The sequence below is a fragment of the Haloplanus aerogenes genome (genome assembly GCF_003856835.1).
In the GTDB taxonomy this organism is placed as follows: Archaea; Halobacteriota; Halobacteria; order Halobacteriales; family Haloferacaceae; genus Haloplanus; species Haloplanus aerogenes.
Window position 1 is genome coordinate 1,061,283 of the sequence record NZ_CP034145.1, and the last position, 18,980, is coordinate 1,080,262.

Annotated in this window: 7 protein-coding genes and 1 tRNA gene; 7 read left to right on the forward strand and 1 reads right to left on the reverse strand. The window is 60.4% G+C overall.

Going from position 1 to position 18,980, the window contains the following annotated elements:
• The first annotated feature begins 169 nt into the window (after positions 1-169).
• The 7 genes from DU502_RS05445 to DU502_RS05475 all read left to right on the forward strand — a co-directional run bounded on the left by DU502_RS05445 (position 170) and on the right by DU502_RS05475 (position 18,553).
• The gene (locus DU502_RS05445; RefSeq protein WP_394339053.1) at positions 170-934 is read left to right on the forward strand and encodes a BrxA family protein; all 765 of its coding nucleotides are present in this window, start codon (positions 170-172) and stop codon (positions 932-934) included.
• A complete protein-coding gene (locus DU502_RS05450) occupies positions 934-4,710 on the forward strand; it encodes a hypothetical protein (RefSeq protein WP_121920987.1) in 3,777 nt (1,258 codons plus the stop codon). The genes DU502_RS05445 and DU502_RS05450 overlap by 1 nt, the downstream gene beginning before the upstream one ends.
• On the forward strand, positions 4,707-5,297 hold the full coding sequence (locus tag DU502_RS05455) for a BREX protein BrxB domain-containing protein (RefSeq protein WP_121920986.1): 591 nt from the start codon (positions 4,707-4,709) through the stop codon (positions 5,295-5,297). The genes DU502_RS05450 and DU502_RS05455 overlap by 4 nt, the downstream gene beginning before the upstream one ends.
• Complete coding sequence (locus tag DU502_RS05460; RefSeq protein WP_121920985.1) at positions 5,294-9,088, forward strand: hypothetical protein; 3,795 nt, start codon at positions 5,294-5,296, stop codon at positions 9,086-9,088. Before DU502_RS05455 ends, DU502_RS05460 begins: the two co-directional genes overlap by 4 nt.
• A 76-nt stretch (positions 9,089-9,164) precedes the next feature.
• Complete coding sequence (pglX, locus tag DU502_RS05465) at positions 9,165-13,484, forward strand: BREX-5 system adenine-specific DNA-methyltransferase PglX (protein ID WP_121920984.1); 4,320 nt, start codon at positions 9,165-9,167, stop codon at positions 13,482-13,484.
• A gap of 2 nt (positions 13,485-13,486) precedes the next feature.
• Complete coding sequence (gene pglZ, locus DU502_RS05470) at positions 13,487-15,637, forward strand: BREX-5 system phosphatase PglZ (RefSeq protein WP_121920983.1); 2,151 nt, start codon at positions 13,487-13,489, stop codon at positions 15,635-15,637.
• A gap of 6 nt (positions 15,638-15,643) precedes the next feature.
• Positions 15,644-18,553, forward strand: a complete 2,910-nt coding sequence (locus DU502_RS05475) for a helicase-related protein (protein WP_121920982.1) — start codon at positions 15,644-15,646, stop codon at positions 18,551-18,553.
• A gap of 343 nt (positions 18,554-18,896) precedes the next feature.
• Here the strand turns inward: DU502_RS05475 and DU502_RS05480 are convergent.
• Positions 18,897-18,969, reverse strand: a tRNA-Gln gene (locus DU502_RS05480).
• Between the last annotated feature and the right edge of the window lie 11 nt (positions 18,970-18,980).

An 18,980-nucleotide genomic window follows, 5' to 3' on the forward strand; every position in this document is an offset into this window, starting at 1 on the left:
CCGACGGAGGGGAGGCAATGCGACCGTAGATTCAATCACTGCGGTCCCCCGCCGTAGACGAAATATAAAGTGTACCGGTTCAGTCTACCAACGTATGATCCTCGTATCTGACGGCGGTGGTTCTCCACTCCCGTCGCTGTCTCGCCAGCTCTCGCCGGGAGACGTGAATATGGATCTAACTATGTGTGGGCTGCTCGTCGAGCGAGCCGAGGAACTCGCTCGACTCTACGCCGAGCATGGAAACTGGAACGATGTCCAGGACATATGGTTCGACGAACGCCTATCGAACCGGAGTACGAGAGGAAGTTCGCAAAAGATCTACCGTGTCCTGACGTCGCGGTTCAAAAACGCTCCCACCGCGCTCCCGAATCCGAGCATTCTGCCGGCGATATTCGACGAGTGCCAGACGACTCGCGACAAAGCGCAGATCCTCTACCTCTACCTCGTTTCGGACGATTCGCTCGTTCGGTACGTCGTCCACGAATACGTCGCTCGTGTCGCGCAAGGGAAGCAGGAACCGCTCGACTTCTCGAACGAGACGCTCATCCAGATCCTCGATCGGCTCGAGTACTCTAACGGGGGTGGTTTCGACTATGCGGAGTCGACCACCGAACGGTGGTGTGAGGGATTCCGATCGGTGATGCGTGAAATCGGTGTCCTCGACGGGCAGCAGACGATCGTTGGCGACCCCCCGTCGATAGGCGATGTCCCGCTACTCGTCTCGATGGGCTACTCATACGGAGTCGACGGCGACGAGTGGCTCACTGAGCCACGCGGGCTGTTCTATCTCTTCCAACCGGAGGATCGCTGGGAGGAGTTCTTCGACCGGGTCGCTAGCACTGATGCGTGGGAGTACCTCGAGCTTCATGGCGAGCTCGACCTCCGTCCCACAGACGGGCCGTACTCGTGGGTACAAGATGGAGGTGCTGTCTGATGGTCGACAGAGACTGGTTCGACGATCTCTCCGACGACTTCGAGGAGTCCGTTCGTATCGATCGAAACGAGCGCGATCACCGTGAACGGGCGATTCAGTCGTACCATATGACAGCCGACTCTCGGCGGTTCATCCAGGATTTTGTCGACCGGATGCTCGACCGAGCAGACGATATGCGGACTGGCTCTAACTACTGGCTATACGGCTACTACGGGAGTGGGAAGAGCCACCTGCTGACGGTCCTCGACGGGCTACTAGATACAGATTGGCTTGAGGGAAAGCAGGATACGGTCTGGTCCGACCTAGCTGGGGATACTCGTGACGAGACGTTGGACCAGTTGCGTGACCACTGGCGGGAGATCCACGAGGAATACTACGTCATCCCGATCTCGGTCAATCTGCTAAAGTACCAAGGGCAGAAGCAACGGAGCTTCAGCGAGATCGTCCTCAGACACGCACATCGGGATCCCGACCTGACCGGCGTCAGCGATGACATCTCGAGAGGGTTGTCTTCACAGCTCGATGTCGCCTACTTTGAGAAATGGTTCCGTACGACCGAGGCATGGCCCGAACGTCAGGACCGTGCCGAAGCAGTGCTCGAGGGGACGACAGGCTCGTCCCGTGGATACGATTGGGAGACGGATGGGCTTTGGAAGGATATCCAGCAGTACGGCGCACTGGCAGATGTCGTTCTCCCTCGGCTCTTCGAGGACGTCAATGGGACGATCGATGGCTATGCTGACTTGAAGCCGTCGGCTATCGACGCCGAGGAGACGGTGAGTAGGCTCGAAAAGCTCCGGGCTGAGAGAGAAAAGGAGCATAACCAACCAGTGAAACTCGTATTGCTGCTCGACGAAGTGAGCCTATTCATTGGGACTGACTACGGACGTTTGACTGAACTCCAGTCCCTCGCCGAAAAGGTCGACGAGATTGCGGACGATGATATCCAGTTGGTTGTAACCGCCCAAGCAAACATCGAAGACACGCAACCGGGGTTTGCCGCACACGGGGCAGACTTCTCCATTCTCAAGGACCGCTTCCCACACCGATACCAGCTTCCGAGCAAACACGTCGGTGATATCGCAAAGCGCCGTCTCTTCGAGAAATCCGAATCCGGGGAGAGGGCAGTTCGTGATATACTCGAGGAGGCGTCGGTGAAACCGGCCGAATCACTAGTCTACAACGACATCAAACAGAACACGAAACCGCCACTCGACAGCATCGACGAAGCGACACTCGTCGAGTTCTACCCGTTCTTACCCTATCACGCACCGATCTTCCTCGAGATTTTGTTCAACCTCCGGCAGGAGGCGAGTGACCCGGCGAAGTCTATCTTCTCTGGAACCGCTCGTGCGATACTCGCACTGATGCACAACCTTCTGCAGTCGTGGATCGAGGAAGACGAACCGGATCACGTCATCTCTCTCGTCGATCTCTACGAGCAGATCGAGCCGGAACTCCGAGAGATACTCACGCAGGATATGCGGGTCATCGAGGGCACTCGGAGTGGGGGGGACGACGACGAGGTTCTTGTAGAGAACGAGGCTGTCGACGAACTCGATGCGAGCCGCGGAATCGCTGATGAGGTTCGAGACGGTGAGTTGGAACCGTTCGATCTCAAGGTGGCGAAGGCCGTGTTACTGCTGCAGCACGTCCACGACATCGTTCCACTCGACGAGGGGAACATCGCTGTCTCCGTGATGTCGGACCTCAATGGACGTTCCTGGATCAGTACGCAAAACCGAGTCGAGGAGTCGCTCGACCGACTCCAGAAGTTCATCCGGCCAAACGAAGACGAGAGCGGTGCGCGTTACCGGTTCGCCACCCAGGAAGAGCGTCTCATCTACGACGAGGCGGAAGACAACGAGCGCAACCCCGACTGGGATGCCGTACTGGACACGCTGGACGAGCATCTCTGGGGCCGCATCACCCAGGATCTCTCGCTCCCGGATTCGGTACCATACGGTGATTCCGGCGAGGAATACCCCGTCACGTATGGGTTCGGTATCGACGGAACCGAGTTCGAGACGACTGTCGATGCGGAGGGAGGGCTCGACGTATCTATCGAGATTCGAGGAGTTCGCCCAGATGCAACCGCGGACAATGGTGATGGAGAGACGCTGTACTGGTCGATCGATACTGATGGGCTGGACGATCTTCGAAAACACCTGGTGCGGTGGTGGGCGCTCCGGGACGCGATCTCGACCCACACGACGCCACCTGCCGTCGAACGAGACCTCTCCCGACGAGCCAGCACCGTTCGGAGCAAGCTCGTAAGCGCGATGGGGGGTGGCTCGTACACGGTGAAGGACCGAACGGACATCGGCGGACTCTCGAAAGCGGTACAGACCGCCGTCGATCTCGGTTATCCCGACGACTTCCACCCGATGATGCTGCAGGTGACAGACGACCGCCTGCAGGAGTTAGCAGAACTCTCGCCCGACGACCCACTCCCGGCGTGGGCGCACACGATACAGGTGCCGTCGTCGGACCCGTCTGCCAGTCAGGGCAAGAAGACGATCCAGAGCAACGTGATGGCGCTGACGGGCAGGCAGCTGAAAGATCGCGACGACGGGCTCAACCTGAACACGGTACTTGACGGAATCGTCTCGAAGAAGCCGTTCTACGACGAGACGCGACCGGCGCTCTGTGCGATCATCTGGGGGTTCTGCCGAGAAGGACGCCTGGTTCCCGTCGACGAAGACGGGAACACGCTTGAGAATGAAGCCGTCCTCGACCAGGACACCCTCTCGACGACGAGGCTCAAGCTACTCCCACGCGAGCCGATCGGGAACCTCCTCGAAGATGGTGGCTTCAAAGAAACGACGGAAACGGTAGCAGACGGACTCATCAACCTCCAGGAAGCGAACCAACGGTTACGGTCGTCACTCACCGGGTTGCGAGAGGACGTTCAGTTGGTCGTCGCTACCGACGTTCACTCAGATGCCGTCTCCGGGTTACTCGACTCGTTTATCGAAGCCCTGTCCGACCGTATCGACGCCACGTCCGACCGATTAACCGTGGTTCGGTCACAGGGCGATGGACTCGGAGCGGCAATCGAGCAGACAAACGAAGCGCAGGAGTGGTTCGACGAAGTTAGGGACGTCTGGAATCGGCGACTCGAGTCACTCTACCGGTTCGATGCACAGCTTACCGCGGCGGATGCTCGATTCGAATGGATCGACGAGGATGTACAGTCGTCCGCCGCCTCTCAGCGCGAAGCTCTCGAGTCCTTCCAGGGTGACTGGTGGACGACTGACGGCTGGAAAGCACTCGTAGGAACGACGACGACCGGACTCGACGAGGGGATTCAGGAGCTGTGGGATATCTACGTCGCTGCACAGGGCATTCCCGACCTCGTCGGACGTGTCGCAGAGCATCCGTGGGTGATTCCCGCCACAGAATTGCCCGCAGGAGTGCAGAGAGCGTTCGAGCGGACGTACATCACGCCGTACCGAGAGCTTCGACAGTGGTACGAAACGATCGACGAGGCGATGTCGTCGCTCTCGGCAGATGACGAGGACACCCTCGTTTCAGCGGCGGACAACTTCGCTGGTGCGGAACCACTTGCTGAGGCAATAGATCACGACGTGGAAGAACTCGACTCTCGACTCGACCGACTTACCGAAATCGTTGATGACCGGACGCCTGACGACGTCGACCAGATCGGTATGCTCCCTGACGACCGTCAGACGATACAGAAACGACTCGAACGGCTCGTCGAAGAACGAGACTTGGACATCGAAACTACGGACTCGGGGGTGATCGTCCGATGACGACCTCCCCGTATCGAGCGTTCAAAGAGAAACTCTGCACGTTCGCAAAAGGTCAGGCGGGTATCCGTAATCCGTTCGTTATTGCGGCTGTCGACCCCGCGATCGAACATCGAACTGCGAACCGACTCGATGCATGGGCGATCGGGACTGACGAGTTCCCAATCATCGATGAGGGCGTCTCCGTCCAACCGATCTGGCTCGACGAGCTGCTCCCACAGACCAAAGTGTACAATCTGTGCGTCGCGCTCGGAAGCGAGACGAGCCCGGAACGAATCGAGGGGACGATGCAGGACCGCCTCGCCGAAGAACTCGTTCAGGAGATGAGGCAGAACGAGATCGACGGGGAACAGCTGGAGCAGCAAAGCCACGTCGTCTTGCTCCTCAATCTTGGTAGCCTCTACCCGTTTACACGTGCTTCCGAGCTCCTCGACGAACTCGATCGTTGGAACGTCAGATCGACCATCGGTATTCCGTTCCCGGGAGACGTCGTCGGTGGGAAGCTGAGCTTCTTCGGCGGCGATTCACGACACTACTATCCAGCGCACCAGATCGACGGGCAGATTCGGGAGGTGCATCTCCAACAATGAGTCTCAAAGGGCTATTCCGCAGCGATCCAACCCGCCAACTCGAGGAGGTCCAGAAGGTCAACGCTCGCGAGCGAGCGGAGACCGACGTTGCAGAGTTCCACGAAACGGAGAGTGCCAAGCGTGTACTCACCGAACTCGGAGACATCATCGAAACGCATCCCGGAGAGGCTGCTCGGTTCCTCTACCTCCACGCGACGTTCGGATCGGGGAAGACTCACCTGCTGAAACTGATCGGCCTCGTCGCCGACAGTGAGTCCGAGTTCGCGCATCTGGGGGACACGTTGGCGGAGCAGTGGCCCGGATTCGACAACCTGGCGCACTCGATCGACGCGTCACACGTCGACCGGCTCAAGCCGGTGTTCCTGAACCTCCTCGATCGCGACGCCTCGAAGGAGCCGCCGCTCCCGTTCCTCATCTTCGAGGCAATCGGTCGCGAGCTCGGCTATCCGACCGACCCGAACTGGCTGTTGGAGTGGGCCTGGACCGTCGATATGGAGTACGACGGAGTCTGGGAGACCATCACGTCGGGCGAGCGGGGCCAAGAGTTCGACGACGTGCTCGAAGAGCGTGCATCCCTGCGAAAGTGGCTCTACGAGACGCTCCCATCGATGTCGGAGACGACGGGAACGGACCTCGACAGTCGGGACGGCGTGAAAGCGTCCATCGAACGAGCGGAGGACGAAGTGGAGCCCGAGTCGTTCGACCCAGCGGAACTGGTCGACCGAGTCGAGACGATTACTGACTCACTGAACGAGGACGGACCACACAGCGAGCTCTTACTGGGCCTCGACGAGGTGGCGCTGTTCGTCGGCGACAGTCGGCATCGCTATCGTGAGTTCGAGGAGACGATGGAAGCGCTCCAGCACGGGCCGAATCCGGTCGTCGTCACGACTGGACAGTACTCGCTGCCTGCGACACGGGAAAGTCTCATCGGCGAACCCCTCGAAGACCACTGGACACATCAGCAGGTGCCGCTCGAAGGTGCTGATACGGAGATCATCGTCCGAAAGCGGTGGCTGCAGAAAGACGGGGCTGGCACCGAACGTGTCTCGTCGCTCATCTCATCGATGCCAGATCTCTCGCTGGAGACGTATGCACCAGTCGGGAGTGCCGATCCCGACGCGGTCGAGTCCTATCCCTTCCGCGAGTACGACCTGACCCTGCTGCGAAAGGTGATGCAGGAGCTGATCACACAGGGCCGGGCCACGGATCGCGATTACATTCAGGGTCGTGCACTCCTGGTGCTGGTGCGATCGCTGTTCACCAAGTTCGGCTGGGCGGATGCCGAGGAGGGCGAGCTGGTCACGTGGGACGAGCTGTTCGACCTCCTCGTCGAGGAGACGACCTACGTCCCACTGTGGGTCCAGGAGATGCTCGAGAACACGCTGATTCCGACGTTCGATGGGAACGAAGGCGCGTGGGAAGTTCGTGTGTCGAAGGCACTGTACCTCCTGAACCAGACGCCCGCTGTCCCAGCGACGCCGGAGAATCTGGGGCGACTGATGCTCGCTGACGTCGACGCGTCGGTCGATAGCGCAGTCGAGGAGACACAGTCTGCGCTGAACACGCTCGTCGACAAGCGCAAGGTGCTCACGGAGACCAACGACAAGGGCGACGAGGTGTACACGCTAGTCTCCGAGGAACAGGAGAGTGTCCTCAGCCGAGCGCAGACGAAGGCCGAGCAGATCTCGCCACACCAGCTCTCCGCCTGGCTCGAGACCCGACTTCGAGAGACCGACGACTTCTTCCGGAGTGACGGCACGCTTCACGACGCCGATATCGGGGACGAGCGCCTCGTCCCGCTTCGGTACGAGTACTCTATCCTCGATCCGGTCGACCGAGCACCAAAGACCGAGTACGACGCGGTTCGAGTTCGTGTCCTTGCAGACGACCCAGAGACCGTTACGGAGCAGGTCGAGACCTGGCAGGACGTGAACGACGGCCGAGACGGTGGTGAACACATCCTCATCTCGATCGACGTCCCGGAATCGACGCTGGACCGAATTCGGAACGTCATCGGGATGAGTCAGGTGCTCGAGGAGGAAACGGAGAGTCACGAGGAACTAGAGCGCGAGCACCGGACGGACAAGCGACGGCTGGAATCGTCCGTCAGCGACCTGCTGGAGAACGCGTCAGTCTACACGGTTCACGACTACGAGGGAGAACGACCTACCGTCCTCGGCGAGGTCGTCGAAGCGCAGGTACAGGCGGTCTTCGGTTCGACCCGAAAAGTGCTCTCGCGCCCGCTCGTCGAGGTCGACGACGCGAAGGAGCTGGCGCAATTCTTCCGGGGCAGCGGTAGCTGGCCGCTCGCCGACGCCGACGCCGTGATGCTGGGTGTGGATACCTCGACCGCATCGATCGCGGATACCGGCTGGTGTCGGGCGTTCATCGACGAGTACGAGTCGAAGACCGCTGTGGACGTCGAGACGTTGCTCCAGCAGACACGGACGGCGAACGGCGACTACCGGGGGACGCCACAGGAGTCGATTGCGGCGTTGCTCATCACACTGGCCACCTCGAACGAGACGGTCGCACTCAAGCAGGACACGGACTACGTGACCGATCCTGCGGCGATCGGTCGGCAGGTCCGGACGAAGGGTGGGCTCACCTCGCTCCAGGTGCGGTTTGGCGTCGACACGGTCGATCCCAAAGCGATTCGCAACGTGGTGTCGACGGTCCTCGGTGACGACCCCGAGGGCAACGACCCCGACGCGTGGGTGGCCGAACTCGGATCGTGGGTCGCCGACAACAGTATGCTCGTCAGGCGGACGTTCAAGGGTGTTTCACGGGAGTTCGACGTGTCTCTGGATGCCCTCGAAAGTGTGCTGTCACCAGCGTACAGTGGTGACGATATCACCACGGCAGAGCTGGTCACGGACGGCGTTCAGTCGGAGGCGGAGACGTTCGCGGATGCACGCGAACTCTTCGCCGCAGGAGACGGCGGGGAAACACTCTGGGACCAGTTCACCGCCGAGACCGAACTGCTGGAGGAGTGGTATCCCGGCGCGACGATCACCAGCCGAATGCAGACGACTGCGGAGAGCGGCTCTGTTCCGACGAAGACGACCGTGGCCTCGCGACTCGCGGATGCAACCGGTCATCGGGTCGACGAACTCTCGACGCAGTACCGTCGGGTGACTGGCGAGTCCGCCGACTCGACAGACCCGGACGAGATCTGTACGGAGCTGACCGAGTGGCTTCGCGAGAACGAGTCGACGGTCGACACGCTGCTCGACGATGCCACGGCTACGTTCGGTGGTGTGTCCTTCGAGGAGCTGGAGTCGGTTTTCGAAGTCGCATGGACCGATCGGCTGATCGGAGAGCCCGAACTCGTCGACCCGGTGGTCACACAGCAGGCCACGGCGTACGAGCAGGCCCGAGAGATACTTCGGGGCGACCCGAGCCCGTGGGCGCAGTTAGAAGCCAGAGCGGAGACGCTCCGTGCCGACCATCCAGAATCGCCGACGACGAAGGCCATCGACTCGACGCTGGGTGCAGCACGGCCGGTCTCACTCGAGGAAGTTCGACGACTCCTCGCCATGCCGGTTATCGGTGGGGACGACATCTGGACGGAACTCCAACGTGTCGCCGAAGAGCTCCGGCAGGAGCTTCCGAACGCCGACGTCACTGACGACGTGACGGGGGTAGTCGACGCGGACGACCGGCCGACCGACGAACGAGCGACGGAACTTCTGGACGAGTCCGAGAAACTGCTGGCCCGAATCCGCGAGGTCAGAGCGGCACTGGACGACGTCGACGACGGCGATATCGTATTGATCGAAGAGTAGCTATCAGGAGACGAAACCCGTCGGCAACATTAAAGACGCTCCTGTCAGTCGGTGTTAGCATACTGGATTACGTTCGATGGCAGGCGATTCACTCTCTCGACGGAAGGCACAACTGGACAAGGCCGAACGTGAACATCTCGAAGATGTCGTCGAAGCTCTCCGCGAGCGCGTCGAGGACAACGTCCGATATCAACTGACACAGAAGGGACTGGACGACGAGCCGGAGAATCCGGACGAGTTGGACGACGATATCCAGCACCTCGTCGAGGCGATCGACCTCGAAGCCGTCGACGGTCACACGTGGGACGAGGCGGTCGAGCAGTACGTCACGGGTGTCGGGTACACCATCGTCAACCGTCTCGCCGCGCTGCGCTGTATGGAGGTGCGTGACTTCGTCGACGAGGAGGTCACCGTCTTCAAAGAGAACGGCCTGACGCCTGCCGCCGAGACGCTCGTCCACGAGAAGTTCTTGCTGGAGGACGAGGCGATTCTGGAAGCGTACCACAACGCCTGTGAGAGACTGGCCGACGAGATCGAGATCCTGTTCGACCCAGAGTCGGCGTACAGCCAACTCGATCCCGACGACGACACGTTCGAAGCACTCTGTCGGATGCTCGACGAGGTGCCTGACGAAGTATGGCGTGCAGACGACGTGCTGGGGTGGGTCTACGAGTACTACAACACCAAACTACTCGACGACCTTCGACGGAAGGGTGACAGAGTTGGCCTCGATCCCGAGGACGTTCCACCGGCGAACCAGTTCTACACGCCGCACTGGGTCGTGCGGATGCTCACCGACAACTCGCTCGGGAAGCTCTACCTCGAACACACCGGCGAGTTGCAGGACGTCGTCGAAGCGCAGGAAGCGTTCTCCCCGGACGAGCGCAAGAACCGACCACTCTCTCCCGACGAGTCACCCGATATCGCCGATTTCTGCACCTATCTCGTTCCCTCCGAGGAGGAGGGCGAACCGACCGACTTCGACCACCCCGACGAACTGCGCGTCATCGACCCCGCCTGTGGGAGTGGCCACTTCCTGCTGTATGCCTTCGACGTGCTGGAGCGCATCTGGCGGGCCGAGACGGACCGCCCCGAGGCGGAGATTCCGCGGCAGATTCTCCAGCACAATCTCTACGGCGTCGACCTGGATATGCGGGCCTGCCAGCTCGCGGCCTTCAATCTGTATCTGAAGGGCCGGACCCGAGCCGAGGCGGAGGGTGCGGACGGGTTCGACATGCCCGAGGTCGGCATCGTCTGTGCGGACGCGAAGGTGGCCGAGATCGACGGCGTCGAGGCAGTGTTCGACGAGGTGGCTGGCGACGATCCGCAGGTCGAGAACGCGCTCCGGCGGATTCTCGACGCGTTCGAGGAGGTTCACGGTCTCGGGAGTCTGCTCGACGTGCGCGGGACGCTCGGTGATCTGTTCGAGGACGACAGCGATGTCGGGGGCACGCAACTCACGCTGGGCGACGACCCGCGGGAGAGCCACACGCTGGGGCAGGTGCTGCACAGTCTGCGCGAGGCCGTGGACGAACACCGGGAGTCGGATTCGTTTCTGGCGCAGGATCTGCGGAGCTTCGTGCGATTGCTGGATATTCTGGCCCAGGACTACGACGTGGCGTTGATGAATCCGCCGTATGGCTCAAATCTCAGAATGCCTGAACAGGTTCAAGAATACACAAAATCCAAATTTGACTACCCGTCGGAATTTTATATCAATTTTTTTGAAGTCTGTGATCAGGTTGCCAAACCTAGTGGTCGAATCGGAATGCTCGTTCCTCGATCGTTCATGTTCAAGTCGAGTTTCAGGCAATTCCGAGAGGACTTCATAGGGGAATACGGAGAATTCGACTTCCTAGCGGAGTTCGGAATTGGAATACTAGATAATGCAACGGTACGAACCGTTGGAACGGTCGTAAGATCGTCCGAGAAGGGCGCTAGTAAAGGTCGATTCATCCGACTACACGATATCGATGCCGGTAAGAAGGAAGGTATCTATTCGAAAGTCCTTAGTGAAGAGACAGACGGTGTGAAGCGGTTCTACGAAGTGCATCTGGCCGAGTTCAAGCGAATCCCCGGATCTCCACTAAGCTACTACATCCCTCATGAGATCCGTCAGTATCATCAGTCAGATGTGAAGATAGATTCATCTCATGGAGAACTTGATGCTGATTCGCTCGCTTATGCAAGGCAGGGATTGACTACTGCGAATGATGACCGATTTCTTCGCGATCACTGGGAAGTGACTGATTCTTTGTTCCACCCGATTGCGACAGGAGGATCTAACGCTTGGATTCTTCCGAGTGTGACAGAGAAGGTCGCTTGGGGCGAGAAAGGAGAGCAAATAAAACGGTCTCCCGGTTCATTCCGAACCCGAAACGAGGATCATTACGGAAAGCCGGGACTCACTTGGACATACATAAAGTCCACTGGACGTAGATTCGGATACTTCCCTAAGAACGGAGTATATAGTAATACCGGGTTCATGCTGGTCCCGAGAGAGAATAAGTCTCTGTGGAAGATTTTGGCAGTTCTTAATTCAGACTTCTATCATGAGATTTTCCTATCTCTCAGTACTGAACGAAACTGGGACGCGGGAATCGTAGGGAGCGCACCATGGATTGACGCTACATACTCCATCGACTTGCTTGAGGAACTGGTACAAGAACAGTATGAGTGCGTAGTATCTCTCCGAAGCAGGGACCCAAAGAGTCCTTACTACATGAGCCCCAGCCTCATTTCTGGTGAGTGTGATTCCAGTTTCTACTACGATCACGATCATATCAATCTCCTCCCTGATTGGGTAGATGTCCGCTTAGATTCGGGAATTAAAACAGCATCTATTGCAACGACTGCTCGACAAGAAGAAGTTAGAAAGAGAAAACTACAGCAGCGGTTGGAAGAAATATCTGAAAGAATAGACAGCCTTCTGTACGATGAGCTGGATATATCCGAAAATGTTCAGGAGCAAATACGTCAAGAGATCTTCCTCCGAACTGCCGAAAACCCTGACGACCGGAAGGTACCTGATCCCGAATCGGTTCCCAAAGTTCCAGACAATATCGGTGAGCAAGTCAGAGACCTCGTTCATCATTTCGCGATGGAAGCTGTCCGCAAGGAGGCCGACGGCATCATCCCTCTCCACAGCACCAACAGCCAACTCGATATGCTCAACCGCATCATTGCGCAGTTCGAGAATGTCTACGGCGAGTACGCCGAGGACCGCCTCGTCGAGGTCGACGAAATCCTCGGCGCCCAGTCCGCCGCCGAGGAGGCCTACCCCAACCTCCGGTCGTTCGTCGAGAACGACCTGTTCGACTACCACGTGAGCCGGATGGAGAACACACCGATCCTCTGGAAGCTCACCACAGAGCGCCTCGTCTCCGACTCGGCGGGCGAGGGCTTCGCCTGCTTCGTCGACTACCACAGCCTCGATTCGGGGCTCCTGGACCGACTCGCCAATCAGTACCTCGAACCGCGGAAGGCCGAACTTCGGGAACGCCGGTCGGCGGCGAACCGCCGCCGGAGCGACGAATCCCTCTCGACGAGTGAGCAGGCCGAAGCCGCCGAGCAGTACGAGCGCTGTGCGAGCGGACTCAACCAGATCAGCGTCTTCGAGGACGTGCTTCAGGACCTGGGTCGCACCGACGCGCGCGACTTCGACGACGAGGATCGACAACTCGTCGAGGAACTCGCTCCGAAGGTCGCCACCTTCCGCGAGGAGACCCGCGAGCGCGTGGAGACGCTGGCGGAACTGCGGGAGCGCAACAGCGAGGAGTGGTTTCAGGACACCTTCTCGGACAACTTCTGGAACGCCGTCGACGAGTGGCGCGAGGAGTGGCTCGACGCCCTCGACGAACTCGAACGCGCGTGCGAGGCGTACGCCAAGCCCGCCGACGAGTCCGTCGAAGCACATCTGGCCGATCTGTTCGACTACTTCAACTGGCGGCTCAAGGGGTCCGACCACTACTCCAGCACCGGTATCCTGTTCATGACCTACTACTTCGAGCGCGAAGGGGCCGACCTCCTCGACGACGACGGGCAACCGTTCGAGACGCTGACCGACGACGAACGCCTGCTTGCCTCGCTCGCGACCGGTCTCGACGACCCCTCGATTGTCGACGCGGAGTTCCTCGAAGCGATGGCCGACGACGAGCGCGTCGAGCAAGTCGACGATCTCCCGCCACTGGAGGAGTTCAAGGCGTTGGCTGCGGAGATCGACGACCGCTGCCAGACCATCGACGAGCGCATTCCCTCGGATTGGACTGACCGCGCCCTCTCCGAGATAACGACCGAAGGGTACCAGCCGAACCACAAGCACGGTGTCGAAATCAATATCACACCGCTCGCACGGGCAGAAATCGTCCCGAAGACGGTGGAAGACGACGTTCTCTGATCATGCCAGCAACCAAGACTCTCCCACAGTGCGCCCACGACGCCATCGAGAGCGCAATCGACGACGCGGCCGACGAGGACCCCGTCATCCTCTGGTGGGACGACGGCGGCTTCCTCCGAGACATCGTCGAAGGCGCGAGTACCGAACTCGGCTGTGCGTTCCGTGCGGCCGAGCAGACCCCGTTAGAACTCCGTGGGGACGCCCCACGCGACCGAACCGTCTGGTACGTCTCCCAGCCCAGCAGCGACGACGTGGACTGGTTCAAGGACGTCGAACACACCGGTGGGGTGGTCGAGCAGCATATCGGCAAGCTCGCTGCACGCTGCTTCGAGAACGACCCACTCCAGGCGGCGACGATCCGCACCGCCTACGAGGACGCCGAGGACCGTGAAAAGGTCGCCCAGACGCTCTACGAGGAACTCGACGGCGAGGGTGGACTCCCATCGCTCCAGGGCCTCCAGACGAAGATCGTCCTCGATGGTCACGACGATCCCGTGCAGTTCGTCCTCGAACACGGCACGCGGAACCTCCCGGAGGGTGACGATCTGCTACAGATCCGTGACCTGCTGGTCGACGAGGGCGTCATGGCCGTCGAGGGCGAGTCCGACGCTCGCACCATCGTCGAACACACACGCCGCTGGGCGGTCGCCGAGTGGCTCGTCGACGAAGGACTCGACACGTCCCTGCTCCCGCAGGCGTACCAGCCCGACCCGAACGCTGGATTCGGAATCTCCAGACCCGAACTCCGGTCGGTGTTGAGCAAGACCGAACGGAAAGCGGCGCTGGCGAACGTCTATCTCGACCCGAATCAGCGCTTCTGGCACGACGTCCTCCGCACCTACGAGGATCCGTGGGAACTCGTCGACTGCCCCGTCGACGCGTCGCTCGAACACCGGCTCTGGGACGAGTGGACCCAGTCGTTCGACGGCGGCGACTACGAGACGTGCGTCACCAACGCGAAGCAGCGTCACGAACGGCTCGAATCGACGTACGGTGACGTCCCGTGGACGCACGTCTGGGAGCAGGCGATCGACGTGGCGACGCTCGCGAACGAGCTCCAGACCTGGGAAGAGCGCGGCGACACGAACGACGTCGTCGACCTCTACGGCGACGTCGACGACGGGACCTGGCAGATCGACAACGCGGTGTTCAACCTCGTCGTCTCGGGCGCCCCCGAGAAGCAACTCCCCGAAGAGCATCCAGCGACGGTCACGCTCGATGACCTCCGGACCTCGCTGGTGGAGTCGAAGTACCTCGAGTATCTCACCGATCTCGGCGACCTCGTCGTCGACCAGATCGACGCCGGATCGCCGTTCGTCGGCGAGAACCACGCCCACCAGTTCTTCGCCGAGGAGCAGGAACACCTCCAGAGCGGCCAGAGCGTCGCGCTGTTCATCGTCGACGCGTTGCGGTTCGACCTCGCACACGAACTCGCGGAGTCAATCCGGCGCGAGATTCCTCGGCTCGAAGTCGAGGAGAGCACCTGGGTGGGCACGCTCCCGTCCGACACCGAGTTCGGGAAGGCTGCGCTCACGCCCGGCAGCAAGTTCAGCTTCAACATCGACTTCGAGGACGGAGAGTTGATCCCCGAACGCAATGGAAAGAAGATCACCAACTACCGTCGGCAGACGCTCCTCGAGAACGACGGCTGGAGCTACATTATGAAAGACGAAGACGACGAGGTGGGCTGGAGCAACACCCGCGTCGCCTACTACTGGAACGATATCGACGAGACCGGCGAGAAGGAGCTGACGAATTTCGAGGAGCTGTTCAGCGACCGGATCGACGCCATCTCTCGCATCATCTGTGAGAAGCTGCGGAAGGGCGAGTGGGACCGTGCGTACATCCTCTCCGACCACGGCTTCGTCTCGCTCCCGAGGCACGTCGACATCGACGACCTCCACCCGCCGGACGGAGCGCAGAAAGTGACCCGTCGATGGGTCGCAGGGAAGGATCTCGACGACGATGCACCAGGGGTCTTACTCGACGAGGACACCCATCTGGGTTACCTCGACGACGATGCCAGGGTCAGTATCCTCGCCGATCCGATCCAGCGATTCCGCAATCAGGGCCTTCCTGACGCACGGTTCTACCACGGTGGCGTCCTCCCGCAGGAGTTCGTGCTGAACTTCGTCACGATCACGCAGGAGTAACCACCTATGAACGACCTCGCCCCCGGAGCCACGATTCTCCTCAACGACAACCCCGCCGAGGTCATCAAGACGTACTCCGTCGGCAACCTCGAGTACCTGCGGGCCTACGTCGAGGACGTCGGCGTCAAGACCGTCTGTATCGACGACGTGGAGATAGAGCGGAAGCAGGACCAACTCGGTGCGCTCGAACCGACGACAGCAACCCAGCTGCATCCTGACCACGAGTCCGTCTCTGCAGAGTGGTTCGATCTCCGGTCACAGGCACTCCAGCTCCAGATCGCCCACGAGCAGGGACAACTGCTCTCCATCTCGAATTCACTGGTCCGCCTCGAACCGTACCAACTCGCCTGCGTCAACTGGGTGATGCAGAAGCTCCGACAGCGAGCGCTCATCGCCGACGACGTCGGGCTGGGCAAAACCATCGAGGCAGGGCTCGTTCTCAAAGAACTCACCGCACGCAACCGAGCCGATCGCGTCCTGTTCGTCGTGCCCGCACACCTCCAGAAGAAGTGGATTCGCGACATGGACCGCTTCTTCGACATCGACCTCACTCCCGCTGATCGGCAATGGGTGGAGGGCGAACGCCGCCGTCTCGGCGAGGAAGCCAACATCTGGGATCAGGACCACCAGCAGCTGGTCACGAGCATGGCGTTCCTTCGACAGGAAGAGTTCCGCGAGGAACTCGACGACGCGTTCTGGGACGTTGTGGTCGTCGACGAGGCACACAAGGCGGCCAAGCGTGGCGAGTCTCCGAGCAAGACGTCGAAGATGGTCGAGCGCGTCGCCGACAACTCCGACTCGCTCCTCCTGCTGAGTGCGACGCCACACGACGGCAAGGGCGAGGCGTTCCGCTCGCTCGTCGAGTACATCGACCCCTTCCTCGTCGCCGAGGATCAGGACCTCTCGAAGGAGGCGGTCGACCGGGTGATGATGCGCCGTGGGAAACAGACCATCTACGACGACGACGGCGAGCGGATCTTCCCGAATCGGGAGGTCGGGACCATCCCGGTCGAGATGACCCACGAAGAGCGCCAGTTCTACCGTGCGGTCACGGACTACGTCAAGCACGTCTACAACCGCTCTGAACAGCTCAACGAGCCTGCCGTGGGCTTCGCGATGGCGCTGATGCAGAAGCGTCTCGTCAGCAGTATCGGAGCGATCAAGGCGACGCTCAGCCGCCGACTCGCGAATCTCGTCGATCAACAGTCTTCGTCGACGTCTCTCTCCGAGGAGGCCTCGGCCTATCTCGAGGGAGAGGACCTCGACGAGCAGGATCAGCAGAAGGCCGAGGAAGAGCTCGCAGGGCTCACGATCACCGAGAGCGACGCCCAACTCGAAGAGGAGATCGAGACGCTCAGGGACCTCGTCTCGCTCGCAGAGGGCATCCCTGTCGATTCGAAGGCCCAGAAGGTCCGACGGTACATCCAGCAATTGCTCGAAGAACAGCCCAACGAAAAGGTGCTGCTGTTCACGGAGTACCGCGATACGCTCGACTACATCCTCGAACTCGTGAAGGACGAGCCGTGGGCCGACGAGATCCTCGTCATCCACGGCGGGGTCGACAAGGAAGACCGCGCTCGCATCGAGGACGAGTTCAACCACGGGCAGTCCCGTCTGCTCTTCGCGACCGACGCAGCCAGCGAGGGGATCGACCTCCAGCACAGCTGCCACATCATGGTCAACTACGAACTGCCGTGGAACCCGAACCGCCTCGAACAGCGCATCGGTCGCCTCCACCGCTACGGCCAGGAGAAGGAGGTCAAAGTGTGGAACTTCTCGTTCGAGGACACCCGCGAGAGCGAGGTGTTCGAGCTGCTCCAGGAGAAGGTCGAGACCATCCGCGGCCAACTGGGGAACACTGCCGACGTGCTGGGGATGCTCGACGACATCAACGTCGATTCGCTCATCATGGAGTCCATCCGGAACGACGAGCCAGCGAGTGCAACCAAGGAGGAACTCGAAGAGCTAATCGACGAGCGACAGCAGACGCTCGCGGAGTGGTACGAACGGAGTCTCATCGACACCAGCACGTTCGACGAGGAGAGCCGCCGGAAGATTCAGGAGGTGATGGATCAGTCCGCGGACGTCTATGGGAGTGAAGCCGACATCCGGCAGTTCTTCGAGCTGGGTATCTCCGCGCTCGGTGGGGACGTCGAAAAGGTCGGAAACAACCTCTTCCGCGCTGAGTTGCCCGAGTCGCTTCGACGCTCGCGGGACGGTGAGCTATACGGACCGTTCACCTTCAACCGCGAGTTCGCGATGGACCACGACGGTATCGAGTATATCTCCCCCGATGCAGACCTAGTCCAAGAACTGATGCAGCGGGTACTCGATAGCGAGCAGGGTGCGGTGGGTCTCAAGCTGCTCCCGTTCGTCGACGAGCCGGGAATCACCTACAACTACCGCATCAGATTCGAGGACGGGACAGGGGAAGTCATTCGAGAGGAGATACTCCCCGTATTCGTCGATGCGGCGCATCGTGACCCTCAGCAGCGCCTCGGCCAACGAATCATCGAGGGAGACACGATCAAAGGCTCTCCGGATGGGGACCGTGTACGTACGCTCCTCGAACACCGGGGCGAGATGCGTTCGTCAGCCGACCGATACGTGAGTCAGCGTGTCGAATCACGACGCGACAAACTCCGAGAGCGTCGTAGAGAGGAGACGCAACAAGAACTCGACGATCTCGAGACCTACGCGGAAGCCGAACGCGAACGGATCGAGACGTTCATCGCGGATTACGAGCGGAAAGCAGATGCAGGGTCCGACATGGATATCGCGATCCGGCGACAGCGGGATCGGCTCTCGAAGCTGGAGGAGCGGATCAAGAAACGTCGACGGGAACTACAGCGAAAAGCGCAGGTCATCTCGTTGGCACCCGAAGTCGAGAACATCTGTCTCACGATCCCAATCTAAAAGATCGAGCGAGTATTTGCGTCGTTATCGACTGTTCCGCTCGCGGTATCGTCTCACCGACACCCCCTCCACTCGTGTGGCGCGGTGTCGACGTAGACCGTCACACCTCCCACCACCAGCGATGGAGGCGCGGTGCACCCGTCGGACCAGTAAACAGCGTGTCGTCGACAGGGCCCGCGCTCTCCCGAATCGCTGGCGGCCCAGATTGGGCTGATTCACGTGGGACTATACGAGATTCGTGAGTAGTCCCGGGCGGATTCGAACCGCGGTCGTTCCGCGTTGCTCCACTCCCTGCTTCGAATCCGCGAGGACTATCCGCTCCTCACGTTCGTTCGTCGCAGGATAGTCCCGGGCGGATTCGAACCGCCGTCCTGGGCTCCAAAGGCCCAGATGATTGGCCGCTACACCACGGGACTTCACTCCCGTT

Coding starts and splice junctions, on each gene's coding strand:
- DU502_RS05445 (WP_394339053.1), top strand. CDS start 170: ATGGATCTAACTATGTGTGGGCTGCTCGTCGAGCGAGCCGAGGAACTC.
- DU502_RS05450 (WP_121920987.1), top strand. CDS start 934: ATGGTCGACAGAGACTGGTTCGACGATCTCTCCGACGACTTCGAGGAG.
- DU502_RS05455 (WP_121920986.1), top strand. CDS start 4,707: ATGACGACCTCCCCGTATCGAGCGTTCAAAGAGAAACTCTGCACGTTC.
- DU502_RS05460 (WP_121920985.1), top strand. CDS start 5,294: ATGAGTCTCAAAGGGCTATTCCGCAGCGATCCAACCCGCCAACTCGAG.
- pglX (WP_121920984.1), top strand. CDS start 9,165: ATGGCAGGCGATTCACTCTCTCGACGGAAGGCACAACTGGACAAGGCC.
- pglZ (WP_121920983.1), top strand. CDS start 13,487: ATGCCAGCAACCAAGACTCTCCCACAGTGCGCCCACGACGCCATCGAG.
- DU502_RS05475 (WP_121920982.1), top strand. CDS start 15,644: ATGAACGACCTCGCCCCCGGAGCCACGATTCTCCTCAACGACAACCCC.